Genomic DNA, 12367 nt, shown 5'->3' with positions numbered 1-12367 from the left:
GAATTGACATTGTTCAATGAATACACAATGTTGATTATTGCGAAAGGATCTCTTATGTCAGAAGAAAATAGCTCTCAAAACTCTAATACCGGTACAGCTGAAAACGCTGAGAACTCTTCAGAGATTCAGAAACTTCAAGATCTTGCAGAGAAGTATAAAAACGACTTCCTGTATCTGCGCGCTGAGTTTGAAAACTACAAACGTAATGCGATTAAAGAACGTTCTGATCTCACAAAATACGGCGGCGAAAGATTCATCCGCGACCTTCTTGAGGTTGTCGATAATTTCGAACGCGCTCTTCAAGTCAATGTGAACGCTGACAACATCGCGACATACAAACAAGGTGTTGAGATGACCGCTCAAGAATTGAAATCTCTTCTTGCAAAGCACTCTGTTCAAGAAATTCCGTCAGAAGGTGCTCCTTTTGATCCGGCGGTTCACGAGGCCCTCAGCGCCGAAGCCACCGATAAAGTGGCGGCGGGTCACATCGCACGCGTATTTAAAAAACCTTATAAATTACACGACAAAGTTATCCGCACTGGTCAGGTCGTTGTTGCGAAAAAACCAGAATAAGAGGCCTTGATTGTCTAAAAAAGACTTCTACTCCATTTTGAATGTTCCTCGCTCTGCTTCTCCAGAAGAGATGAAAAAGGCTTATCGCAAGTTAGCGATGCAATATCATCCGGATAAAAATCCTGGCGACAAAAAAGCTGAAGAGAAGTTCAAGGAGCTTAGCGAGGCTTATGAAACTCTGAGCGATCCTAAAAAGCGTGAAATGTATGATCAGTTTGGTCATGCGGGCGCACAAGGATTTGGGGGCGGAGCTGGTGGTCCCTTCGGTGGCGCCGGTGGTTTCGGCGGCTTCGGTGGCGGCGGAGGCTACAATCAAAGTGGCTCCCAAGGTGGAGATCCTTTCCAGGATATTTTCGGCGATGTCTTTAGCGACATCTTTGGCGCTGGTGGCCCGCGTGGCGCCGGTCAAAGGACTCGTCGTCCCACCAAAGGGACTGATCTTCGCTATACTCTTAATGTTTCTTTCGAAGAATCCGCTCTTGGATGTGAAAAAGTTATTAGCTTTGTTCGCCAACGTGGCGGCAAAGAAGAGTCCGCAAAACTTTCTGTCAACGTTCCTGCCGGCGTTAAAGAAGGCCAACGTCTTAAGCTTGCCGGTGAAGGTGACGCAGGATCTGTCGGATCTCCTGGTGATTTGTACGTCATCATTGGCGTGCAAGAACACCCTCTCTTTAAACGCAATGAGAACGATGTCACTTTAGATCTTCCCGTGACTTATACAGATGCAATTCTTGGAACAAATATTGAGGTCCCAACTTTGACTGGAAAAGCCATGATTCGCATTCCTCCTGGAACGCACTCTGGTCAGACCTTCCGTCTTAAAGGAAAAGGCTTCCCAAAAATCGGCGGCTTTGGATCTGGCGATATGTTGGTCCGAATTCTCGTAGACACTCCCCATACTTTATCTGCAAGACAGAAAGAGCTTATGGATGAACTCGCGAAGTCAGCTGAGCCTACGCCAATGGTTAAGGCATTCCAGGAAAAAGTCTCTCAGCTTATGAGGAACAGAAAATGATTTTGAATAGAAATCTCTCATTGATTACCGCAGCCTGCCTACTTGTTTCATGCACGACTGTTGCCACAAAAAAGCCGGAAATCAAGCCCACGACGGCGGCCGCTGCGGGAAAAAAAGGAAAGCGTGTTGGCGGCATGACTTCCAGCAAAGGTCCCGCAACTCAAACTCTTCCGGCTGCTCCGACTGTGCAAACAGCGGACCCTATGGCGAATTTGAAAAAACTGGTTATGGAGTCGATTACAGCTCCTACCAAACCAGAGCAGGAATCCTATCGCCTTCAAGCAATTGAAATCGTCGACAACAAACTCAATGAAAAGCAGCTCGAAGAAGTCGCGGACAACTCAGACTATGGATACTTGCGCGGAAACGCCATGTATCGCCTGGGTGAGAAAGCTCTTGAAGCTCGCGATGCCAGCAAAGCTAAAAAATATTTCACCGGTGTCATTGAATATCTGCCCGGAAGTGATTTGGCGGCAAGATCGCAAGATATTATTTCGCAACTTGAAGCCACACGTAATGTTGAAGCAAAAACCGTCGGCGTTGTCCTGCCCCTCAGCGGAAAGAACGCTCCTGTCGGTCAAAGAGCTTTGCGCGGCCTGGAAATGGGTCTAGGTCTTAATTTGCCGGGATCTAGCTTCAAGCTGGCCGTGATGGACAGCGAAGGGAATCCTGACTCCGCAAGACGCGGTGTCGAGCGTTTGGTTAAGGAAGACAATGTCATCGCAGTCGTTGGAAGCTTGTTGAGCAAGACCGCACCCGCTGTCGCTGCAAAATCTGACGAGCTGGGCGTCCCGTCCATTGCCCTGTCGCAAAGATCCGGTTTGACTGAGATCGGCCCGACAGTCTTTAGAAATTCACTCACCAGTGAAATGCAGGTTCGCTATCTAGTTCGCACAGCTATGGACGATCTGGGCATGAAAAAGTTTGCTATTCTTTATCCCAATGATCAGTACGGGATTGAGTTCTCGAATATCTTCTGGGATGAGGTGTTGGCGCGTGGAGGTCAAGTGACCGCAGTGCAAACATACTCCACCAAAGAAACAGATTTCCGCCTTGTCATTCAACGTTTAGTTGGAACCTACTATGGCGAGGCTCGCCAAGATGAATTTAATCTTCGTCTGAAGGAAATGCAGAAGTCTGATAAAAAGCGTTCTGCTCGTAAAGACAATGTTGAAACCATCCTTCCACCCGTGACTGATTTCGATGGAATCTTTATTCCTGATAGCGCAAAGTCCCTGGGACAAATCGCTGCAATGTTGGCCTTCAATGATGTGCGCGGCGTGAAGTTGATGGGTACAAACTTGTGGAACACCCCAGGTCTTGCAAAACGCGCTGGTAATTTCGCAAATAATCTAATGTTCGTGGACAGCCTTGCGCCGAACACTCAAGAACAGTCCCGCTTCGTGAATGAATATAAGTCTCTATATAACGAGAGCCCTTCACTTATTGAAATCCAAGCTTATGATGCTGGCCTTATTCTTCGCCAACTCATCGCCTCTGGGGCTGATTCACGTCAGGATCTCGTTAAGAAGCTCACAGAGCTTAAAAAGTTCCCAGGTGCCCTTGGACCTCTAAGTATGAGTCCGGACAGGGAAATTGAGCGTCCTGTGACGGCTTTAACCGTCGAAAAAGGTGAAATCACTCCCTTAAAAGTTCGTAAATAGCATCCATAAATTTATTTAATGACATTTTATTAACCCCCTTCTGGGGGGCCTTCGTCTTAGGAACACCAGCGGCCATGAGCCCTCCGGCAAAACCGGAGCAGGCCGCCAAATCTAAAGAAGGGGGTTGTTATGAACAGTTTTATTAACGAAACAATTATCATGGAGTGCCGCAAAAAGCTTCTTCTACAGAAGCAGGAAATCCTGAATAGATTCAGAACAGCCCAACGTGAATACATCCACACAGAAAAGTCAGGCGACGAAGCCGATCAATCTGTCGCACATATCGCGGAGCACTCTTTTTTAGTCTCACAAGAGCGCATGAGAAATCAACTGCTCGAAGTCGAGATGGCCCTTGCACGAATCGAAACTGGAAATTTCGGAATGTGCGAAGAAACGGAAGAGCCAATTGAAGTTGAAAGATTGCTTGCAGTTCCTTGGACTCGTCTCAGCATCGAAGGCGCAGAGCTTCGTGAAGCTGTAAGTCGTAAATACGCTCGCTAGTTCATCTCTCTAGCGAGTTCATTTCTCCTCTGAAAAATTCATTTCTTCATGCTCTGTCGCAACTATGAATGCGATGGAGCGCAGCAAAGCAGTGCTTACTAATTCGTCACGCACTGCTTTTTTAGTGACACAAATCCCATCCCCCGCAATAAGGAACTTAATTTTTCGGCCATGATCATCATATCGGGGGGTGAGATGAACGCAACCGAACTGCAAATCAAAGATTTAGAGAACTTAATCGGAAACTTAAAAGAGTCGCTGCTTTTTCAAAAAGCTTCGATCCTAAATAAGTCACACGAATTCAAAGCGGAACAGTCCTCTGTTTCAGCTCATGGCGATGAGGCTGAGATTGCTTCATTGGATGCCAGCAACAACATCTCCATTCATTTGCATGAAAGAGATCGTACAGCGCTTTATTCAATTGAAAGAGCGTTGGGCAAAATCAGTGATGGAACTTACGGCCAATGTGAGGCTTGCGGCGAGATGATCGCAGCACGCAGACTTCAGGCTAGACCATTCACAGCCCTTTGTATTGATTGCATGGAAGAACAAGAAAGCCATTCGAATATTTACCAGTAATACATCCTGCGAGAGTAGGTTTACACGTCTAGCTCTCATTGGATGAGGTCTACTGACATGGATGTCAGTCCATATTTTTAGTTTTTATTTAAGCTCCAACTGTCTCACGCCGAGAAGATTCATACCAAGAAAACACAATTCCCGCATCAACGCGGAGGAGCGGTATGAGTTTTGACGATAAAGTATTAGAAATCCCACAGACACTTCCAATGCTACCTGTGAGAGACATCGTTGTTTTCCCTTACATGATTATCCCACTTTTTGTAGGACGTGATTCTTCTATTCGCTCAGTTGAAGAAGCTTTGGCAAAAAACCGCCTTATCTTCTTGGCGTCACAAAAAGATATCTCTGAGGAAAACCCTTCTCCGGAAAATATCTACACTGTGGGCACAATTGCGATGATCATGAGAATGAGAAAGCTTTCTGATGGTCGCGTAAAAATCCTTATCCAAGGTGTGGCAAAAGGCCGCGTTAAAAATTATTCCAAAACATCTCCTTCATTCGAAGTGGCTGTTGAAAAGATCGAAGATATCCCAACTCAAAAAACAGTTGTGGAAAATGAGGCTTTGATCAGAACAGCAAAAGAGCATATCGAACGCATCATCGCGTTGGGTCGCCCTCTTTCTCCAGATATCTTGTTGGTATTGGATGATGTTTCTGATCCAGGTCGCATCGCTGATTTGATTGCTTCAAACTTGGGTATCAAAGTTGATAGCGCTCAAAAAGTTCTTGAGACTCACGATGCTACTGAAAGACTTAAAATTGTTAACGAGATCTTGGCTGCAGAACTTGAAGTTATGCAAACTCAAGGTAAAACTCGTGGCAATGCAAAAGAAGACATGTCGAAATCTCAACGTGAGTACTTCTTGCGCGAGCAAATGAAAGCTATAAAGAATGAACTTGGCGAACAAGACTCTAAATCTGAAGAGATGGACGAACTTCGCGACAAGTTGACAAACGCTGGAATGCCACCCCACGTAGAAGCTGAAGCAATGAAACAGCTTGGACGTTTGGAGCGTATGCATCCAGATGCTTCTGAAGCAACAATGGTTCGCACTTACCTAGACTGGATGGCTGATCTTCCATGGGGTAAAAAGAGCGAAGACAATATCGATCTTAAGCGTTCAAAAGAAATTCTTGATGAAGATCACTATGAACTTGAAAAAGCAAAAGACCGTATCATGGAGTTCTTGGCTGTACGTAAACTTAAGCCAAACCTCAAAGGTCCAATCCTTTGCTTCGGTGGTCCTCCAGGAGTAGGTAAAACATCTTTGGGTAAATCTATCGCTCGCGCGATGGGCCGTGAATACTTCCGTATCGCTTTGGGCGGCGTGAAAGATGAAGCGGAAATCCGTGGTCACCGCCGTACATATGTAGGTGCGATGCCAGGTAAGATTATCCAAGCACTTCGCCAAGCGAAAACAAACAATCCAGTTATCGTACTCGATGAAGTTGATAAATTGGGTTCTGATTTCCGCGGTGACCCTTCAGCAGCGATGCTTGAGGTTTTGGATCCAGAACAAAATGCAACTTTCCGTGACAACTATTTGAACGTCGATTTCGACCTTTCAAACGTGTTGTTCATCGCGACTGCCAATGTATTGGAAAACATTCCACCAGCATTGCGCGATCGTATGGAAATCTTGAACATTCCTGGTTACACAGAGAATGACAAGCTTTTGATCACTAAAAAACATTTGATCAGAAGACAAGTTGAGGCAAATGGTATCACAGAAGAAAACGTCTCTTTCACAGACGAAGGTATCAAGTATTTGATCGCGGGCTACACTCGTGAAGCAGGACTTCGTAACCTTGAGCGTGAAGTTGGATCAGTTTGCCGTAAGGTGGCAAAAATGGTTGTGATGGGCGAAAAAACTTTTGTTGAAGTAAACGCAACAACAGTTCCAGAACTTCTTGGTCCTCCTAGATTCCTCCGCGACGATAAAATCACTGATTCTCAGGTTGGTGTTGTGCAAGGTCTTGCATGGACACAGGCTGGTGGCGAAGTGTTGACTATCGAAGCTTTGAAAATGAAAGGTAAAGGACATCTAACACTCACGGGTCAACTTGGCGACGTGATGAAAGAGTCCGCTCACGCGGCGATGTCATACGCTCGTGCACACATGGAAGAACTCAGTATCCCTGAAGACTTCTTTGATAAGTACGACATCCACATCCATTTGCCAGCAGGCGCGATCCCTAAAGATGGCCCTTCTGCAGGTATCACTCTTACAACAGCACTTGTAAGTTTGATGACTGGAACTCCTGTACGCCATGACTTGGCAATGACAGGTGAAGTGACTCTTCAAGGTCGCGTTCTTCCAGTAGGCGGTATTCGTGAGAAGTGTCTTGCAGCTTTGAACCTAGGTATTACGAATATCGTGATCCCAATGGCTTGTAAAAAAGACTTGGCGGATATTCCGAAAGTTTTCAAAGACAAGATCAACTTTATCTTCGCAGAAAACCTCGATGAAGTGTTCGCAGTAGCTTTCGACAGAGACGCTGCAAACCAAACAAAGAAGCCTGCGGTTAAAAAAGAAGCAAAAAAATCAAAGAGCTTGGCTGCCTAATAAGCTGCCAAGCCCGTCGCCCCTCCCTAAACGACGAACGAAAAAAGGACTGAGCAATCAGTCCTTTTTTCGTTTCTGCATTCCGAAGGCCTTGCCTCCCACTTTGATTCGCGTAGAATTTAATGCTTGAGGTTCTTCATGAATAAATTTGCAGCTTTGTTTTTTTCCACCCTCATCGCATTCACTCCAATTTCCTTCGCCCGAAAAAAGAAGCCCGCTGAAGTCTTTAAAATTTCCGGGCAGGTTGAGCGCTGCCACGACGGAGACACCTGCCGGGTTCAATATGGTAATAAATCTTTGAAGATTCGTTTCGCCGGAATCGATTGCCCAGAGCTTTCACAGAAGTTTGGGAAAGATGCGAAGCACTTTACTGAGGCTCTTCTGAAGGGCCACAAAGTTGATCTTGAGTGCGACGGGAAATCCTACGACCGCCTAACCTGCACGGTGTTCTTAAATGGTCGGAATATCAATCAAGAGATCGTTAAAAATGGTTGGGCCTACGATTCTACGAAATACTCCCACGGAAGATATATAGCCGCCGTTTCGGAAGCCAAAAGAACGCGAATGGGAATTTGGAAAGACCAAAATCTTATGAGTCCCTATTGCTATCGTCATAAGACCAACAAAAAGTGCCAGAGCGATCAAAGCTACATGCCGTAAGGAATCTGCTTTTCGATTTTTATAAACGTCCAGAAACGAGACTCTGATTTCGAGAACCTTTGTGCCTCCGTGAATGTTGGTTATTCTAAGGCTATCGGAGGTCATTTGGTATATCTGGGACGTAGGGGGCAGGCCACCCTATTGATCGTATCCGTACTTTGCGTTGTCGGAGTCATCGTATTGATGAGCTCCCTGGATGTCTTTACTAAAGATTATAATTATAAATCCACCGACTTCGACCAAGTTCTTCTTGATGAAGCCACAAGTTCATCTTTTGCGGTGATGGAGTCTGCTCTTTCCCGCCGATTGTGGGAGCCACCTCCGGATGGAAGCTGCTTGAAGGCAGCGACGTTCAATGTAACCGGCACACTTCCCAGCGGTGTCACTTGGAAAGTTGATACCACTTTTAATTTTACAACAAAAAATTTCGAAATGACGGCGACCGGGAAGTATCGAAATCTCACTTCTATTTTCAAAAAGCGTGTCAAAGTTCTCGATGTTTCCGATTACCTTCTTTTTTCAGGAAGTACGAATCCTGTCTCTATAAATCGCGGCTATAACGAAGACTTCCCGGCCTCGATGATCGCCAAAGATCGTCGCATCTACACCAAGGGTCCACTCAATGCGTATTCCATGATTCATCGACCGAATCCAAATACCGATTGGAATGGCTCTCCCAGTATATGGCCTGGAGAGTACGGCACCATTCTTCAAGGTGATCGCATGCAGTTCGGTGGCGGCATCTACTATACTCCTTATGTTATTCCAGCGCCGAATCCAGGTTATGGAAATCTTTCGACGCTACTGGCTCCTTACGCTGATATCTGGGGTGGTCCATCAGGACAATACTGGTCAACTTATGGTGCGGGCTCGATGATCTTTACAAAAGATTCTGCGCTGGCAGAAACTTTGAATCAGCAAGTGATCAATCATGCTGCCGGCCCACTCTCGAAGACCTCTGTGAAAACCAACGTCTACCCGCAGGCTCTGTTTGGTGGAGCTCCTCCATTGGAAGCCTGGAAGGCCTCCGACTCTGGAACTTACTTCAATGATGTCGATAAATATTCCATCTTTTATTATGGCTACGCAGGGGCCAATGAGTTTGGAGTTCGCAATAACCCTACTTGTATTTCCAAAACGGACTCTTTCACGACCAAGAAGTACTGCTCTCACTCAGAACACTTTCCTAAAGGCTTTAGTAAATGGCGCAAAGACGCTGGGCTCGATGGATATCTTTATACTTCGGATTCTGAGGCTGTTCCTTCGCCAACAATGAATTGGGACAATCTTGAAGCACTCGAGGAAGATGCTCAAGTATGTGGGCAAGTTGTTAGCGCACCGACCTCTGCCTATGAAGATTGTCCAGTGTGGGATAAAAAATTCCTGAAACAGTATGCGTTGGTGGGATCGGGCCTCGCTTGTCCAAAAACATCAAGACTCGACATGGAGGCCTTGGCCTTAAACAATTTCGATCCCGCTCAACTTGCTGATCCATCTTTGAAGGATCGTCTTCTCCGTCGAGTGATTTATTTAAAAGTACCCACTGAGATTAAGCAATCCAACTTGCAAGGATTGATGGTGGGTTCTCTTTCCAATAATGCCGCAAGAAAAAACTTGTCACTTTGGGTGGTGGGTGAAGACACCGTCACCTTGCGGGGTATGCAAAGTGATCTGACTTCCCCGCTAAGTGTGGATTCGGCAAGGCTTCGCGAAGTGATGTTCAATCAAGACACAACAGCCTCGGGAAAGACTTCCATTTCCATGGTTCTTCTTTCTCCAGAGCAAGTGCATCTTATCAGTCCCTTTTATATTCCCATGAACAGCACTCAATTCAAATCTTACTGGCCTACTTCCGGCGGAAAGATCAAACCGATTAATCATAATTTGACCGACACTCGCTATGAGGAAGATGGTTTTAAGTATGGATATCGTCGTTTCTATTTGAACAATATCAGCCTCATCACCACTTCCGCCACCAACGTTAGTAATCCTTTTTATTTACAAGGTCTGTGGAGTGGACCGGACTCATCGGCCAATCAATTCACTGCAAATCAATGTATGGTGACTCTGGCCGGACAACCTTTGCCTCCTTTAGCCGGAAGTCTCATTACTGATGCTGCCAGTATGCCGGCCTACGCGGGCGCTCCTCTTTCACCGCTTCCGGCTCCCAGTTCGAAGTACTACGAAAGTGGTCATTTGCCTCAGATCTATTATCCAAATGTTTTCAAAGTTCAGAACGTCGCTATGGGAAACGCACGGCAGGAGTCCGATCTCTTCCTCACAGGAATTCGTATCTATGTGGACTTTGATGCCATGGTAATTCCGGGAAAAAGAGATTTGAACACACCTCTACATGATGGAGGAGAAAGTCGTTTCGTCACCGATGTTCCCTTTGATCTGTCTCATAAACATTTCGCCTATGATCGTGGTGTTTACTATTATGCAAAGCCTCCGATGACCCCCTGTGTGGAGTCAAATGTTGCATATCTGGTTCCCAGCACTCCAACAGCTCCTTATGACCCCTACGGAGTTCTGCCTTCTGTTAACAATGGTCGCTATATTTTCGTACATACAGCACCCGCCTCAGACTATCGCAACATTGGCTCCATTGTAGGCGTCGATCAGCCAGTCATTGAAACAAGGAATAGTAAGTAAAATGAACAGTCGAGGAATGACTCTCATCGAAGTAATGCTGGCCATCGGAATCTCCGTTATCGGAGTTTCCGTCTTTCTTTTTTTTGTGCTGTCTTCGCGCAAACATGTCACTCATGTGGATCGATCCATTATTCTAAAAGAGATTTTAACCGACAATGTGATTGAACTGAAAGGTTTGCAAATCGCGGATCTCACTCCGATGGGCCAATGTTTGATGCGAGTTTATAAGGCGGATAAAACATTTGTTTCCGAATCACAGGTAAGCCTGGTGAGCGGAAAATGTCCTGCTCCAAATATCGTCGACAATCAAATTTATATCGGCTGGCAGATGGAGCCTGGTTCAACTATTGACGCGACTTTTAGTTCCAGCGGTTTGAAGCTACCGAAGTACTCTGACACTTTGAGAAAAGTTACTTTACAAGTTTGGGGTTGGAGTGATGCCGAAGGCAAAACTCAGCTCAACAGCCAAGTGGTGATATTTAAAAGATGAAACTGAAGAACTACGGATACACTATGGTTGAGTTACTTTTGGCCGTCGGGTTGGCAACCTTGGTTATTGGCGGGACTATCAACGTGATCTACTACTTCTTCGCTGAGAAGCAGAATTTAGATGGATGGAGCTCCACCCAAATTGAAATGTCTTTTGCGATTAAGAATCTTGAAAACGACATACGCAATGTCGCTCGACTGGAGCCCGCCGAAGATCTCTTAGTCAGCGGTGATGGAAAATACTTCGGTCTCACCTCTATTTCCCCGGGTGATGAACCCTCTGAATGCATGAACGATGCAACACATTCAGTCTTTAGATATACCAGTTTAGATAGATACCTTCGTTCTGAGCGAGTTTTAAGAGCCTGGTCCGAGTTGAATGACGCCGACAAAACCGCGGCTGCCAATGAGTTGCGGGTAACCGCCGATGCGTCGACAGATTCCTTATTTTCTGATGGAAAAAAACCATCTGAAATCACCCTTGTCGATGCGGATCGAAGATATATACGGCGCTACGAGGTTGCCAGCGCAACCATGAACTTGAATTCCGCATTGGACCCCTACGATGACCAAGCCAAGACGGATGCCAGTGGCAATGCCATTATCTACAATTATGCCAGTGTGTTTTTGCGAAGCCCCAAGAATGTGAATAATTCAGCAACGGCGAAGACACCTTCGGTCTTTATTACCGGAAGTGAGATCTATGCTTCCACTACTTATATTGTTTGTCTGCGAAAAGCCGATTTGAATCTCGTCAAAATAGATTCTCTTCAGGGCAAGACCACCGTTCTGCTGCAGAATAACCCCCGAGAGTTCAATACCAGCTCATTTATCGCCAAATATCTGGGTACCAAAAAAGGTATCCGCGTCGATCCCGCGAACTTTTTCACGGATATCATCGCCTCCCCACAGGGTGCCTGTGTAAATTCAGTCTATTTGGAACTTAAAGGAACGCTTGCCTTAAAAAATCAATCCGGCGCTGCCACCACCAGCAATGTCGTCAAAAACACAGTCACTCGGGCGCGAACCATATTCGCAACGAATTTAAATGCAAAAAGAGCCCTTGCCTGCATTCAGTAGTTTTACTTACTGGCGGGAAAGAGCTCTGTTTTGGTACTTACGGGTGGGTTCGGGAACTTAAAACTTTTACTGTTTAAAACCTTTGAGGCGATCATTTTCGGATTCCAAAACTCGAACGAGAGTCTTGAGATCCGCAACTTCATCTCTTAGTTGGAGAATATGCTCTTCCTTTTCTTGTAAGATCAGGGTGTAAGCTTTCTTCAACTCATTCAGAAGTTTGTTCGCAGCGGTCAGAATGGGCTCATCCTTGTTAACCTTAACGGTTTTATCTGCCAGGTCCTGAGCCTTCAATTCATCCTTTGAAGAAGCCATGTCACTACCTTTCATCATTCCTTGATGAGCACCCACCAAAGCCAGGTCGCTTTCTTGGGAGGGGCGATATACTCTTTGATGGGTACTCACCGGTTCGTCCATGATGAAGTACTTGCCTTCTTCAAAGCGGAATCTGATGTCGTTGGCTTTGATTCTTCGGCGGAGGGTACTCACACTAATTTTGTGTTTAGTGGAATAGTCCGTTAGCGGTAACCAAGAATCGGTAGCTTCAACGTTCATCTAATTCCTCATTTCAAGCATTTCGGGTT

The 12367-nt window shown here is 45.8% G+C and carries 11 protein-coding genes; 10 read left to right on the top strand and 1 reads right to left on the bottom strand.

The features are described 5' to 3' along the window. Nucleotides 1-54 precede the first annotated feature (54 nt). The 10 genes from NWE73_RS01265 (at nucleotide 55) to NWE73_RS01220 (ending at nucleotide 11786) form a co-directional block, all read left to right on the top strand. On the top strand, nucleotides 55-573 hold the full coding sequence (locus NWE73_RS01265; protein ID WP_277576453.1) for a nucleotide exchange factor GrpE: 519 nt from the start codon (nucleotides 55-57) through the stop codon (nucleotides 571-573). A gap of 10 nt (nucleotides 574-583) precedes the next feature. Beyond that, nucleotides 584-1588: a DnaJ C-terminal domain-containing protein gene (locus NWE73_RS01260; RefSeq protein ID WP_277576452.1), complete on the top strand. Its 1005-nt coding sequence runs from the start codon at nucleotides 584-586 to the stop codon at nucleotides 1586-1588. After that, nucleotides 1585-3252 carry a penicillin-binding protein activator gene (locus tag NWE73_RS01255; RefSeq protein WP_277576451.1) on the top strand — a complete coding sequence of 556 codons (1668 nt, stop codon included), beginning with the start codon at nucleotides 1585-1587 and terminating at the stop codon, nucleotides 3250-3252. The genes NWE73_RS01260 and NWE73_RS01255 overlap by 4 nt, the downstream gene beginning before the upstream one ends. Before the next feature lie 129 nt (nucleotides 3253-3381). Then, nucleotides 3382-3753, top strand: a complete 372-nt coding sequence (locus NWE73_RS01250; protein WP_277576450.1) for a TraR/DksA family transcriptional regulator — start codon at nucleotides 3382-3384, stop codon at nucleotides 3751-3753. A gap of 195 nt (nucleotides 3754-3948) precedes the next feature. Beyond that, a complete protein-coding gene (locus tag NWE73_RS01245; protein ID WP_277576449.1) occupies nucleotides 3949-4332 on the top strand; it encodes a TraR/DksA family transcriptional regulator in 384 nt (127 codons plus the stop codon). Between the two features lie 164 nt (nucleotides 4333-4496). After that, nucleotides 4497-6902 (top strand): endopeptidase La, encoded by a 2406-nt coding sequence (gene lon / locus NWE73_RS01240; RefSeq protein WP_277576448.1) that lies wholly within the window; start codon nucleotides 4497-4499, stop codon nucleotides 6900-6902. A gap of 138 nt (nucleotides 6903-7040) precedes the next feature. Beyond that, entirely contained in the window at nucleotides 7041-7562 is a 522-nt protein-coding gene (locus NWE73_RS01235) for a thermonuclease family protein (RefSeq protein WP_277576447.1), read from the top strand. A 105-nt stretch (nucleotides 7563-7667) separates the two neighbouring features. Next, the gene (locus NWE73_RS01230) at nucleotides 7668-10217 is read left to right on the top strand and encodes a hypothetical protein (RefSeq protein WP_277576446.1); all 2550 of its coding nucleotides are present in this window, start codon (nucleotides 7668-7670) and stop codon (nucleotides 10215-10217) included. 1 nt (nucleotide 10218) lies between these two features. Next, complete coding sequence (locus NWE73_RS01225) at nucleotides 10219-10707, top strand: type II secretion system protein (RefSeq protein ID WP_277576445.1); 489 nt, start codon at nucleotides 10219-10221, stop codon at nucleotides 10705-10707. Next, a complete protein-coding gene (locus tag NWE73_RS01220; RefSeq protein WP_277576444.1) occupies nucleotides 10704-11786 on the top strand; it encodes a hypothetical protein in 1083 nt (360 codons plus the stop codon). Before NWE73_RS01225 ends, NWE73_RS01220 begins: the two co-directional genes overlap by 4 nt. Nucleotides 11787-11852: 66 nt before the next feature. Here NWE73_RS01220 and NWE73_RS01215 read toward each other — a convergent pair whose 3' ends face one another. Next, nucleotides 11853-12338, bottom strand: coding sequence for a hypothetical protein (locus NWE73_RS01215; protein ID WP_277576443.1), 486 nt, complete (start codon nucleotides 12336-12338; stop codon nucleotides 11853-11855). Nucleotides 12339-12367: the final 29 nt, after the last annotated feature.

This window comes from Bdellovibrio svalbardensis (genome assembly GCF_029531655.1).
Lineage (GTDB): Bacteria > Bdellovibrionota > Bdellovibrionia > Bdellovibrionales > Bdellovibrionaceae > Bdellovibrio > Bdellovibrio svalbardensis.
This window is presented reverse-complemented; position numbering and strand designations above follow the sequence as displayed.

Excerpts from the sequence above, each read along its gene's own strand:
- NWE73_RS01265 (WP_277576453.1), top strand. The coding sequence starts at position 55 with ATGTCAGAAGAAAATAGCTCTCAAAACTCTAATACCGGTACAGCTGAA.
- NWE73_RS01255 (WP_277576451.1), top strand. The coding sequence starts at position 1,585 with ATGATTTTGAATAGAAATCTCTCATTGATTACCGCAGCCTGCCTACTT.
- NWE73_RS01250 (WP_277576450.1), top strand. The coding sequence starts at position 3,382 with ATGAACAGTTTTATTAACGAAACAATTATCATGGAGTGCCGCAAAAAG.
- NWE73_RS01245 (WP_277576449.1), top strand. The coding sequence starts at position 3,949 with ATGAACGCAACCGAACTGCAAATCAAAGATTTAGAGAACTTAATCGGA.
- lon (WP_277576448.1), top strand. The coding sequence starts at position 4,497 with ATGAGTTTTGACGATAAAGTATTAGAAATCCCACAGACACTTCCAATG.
- NWE73_RS01235 (WP_277576447.1), top strand. The coding sequence starts at position 7,041 with ATGAATAAATTTGCAGCTTTGTTTTTTTCCACCCTCATCGCATTCACT.
- NWE73_RS01225 (WP_277576445.1), top strand. The coding sequence starts at position 10,219 with ATGAACAGTCGAGGAATGACTCTCATCGAAGTAATGCTGGCCATCGGA.
- NWE73_RS01220 (WP_277576444.1), top strand. The coding sequence starts at position 10,704 with ATGAAACTGAAGAACTACGGATACACTATGGTTGAGTTACTTTTGGCC.
- NWE73_RS01215 (WP_277576443.1), bottom strand. The coding sequence starts at position 12,338 with ATGAACGTTGAAGCTACCGATTCTTGGTTACCGCTAACGGACTATTCC.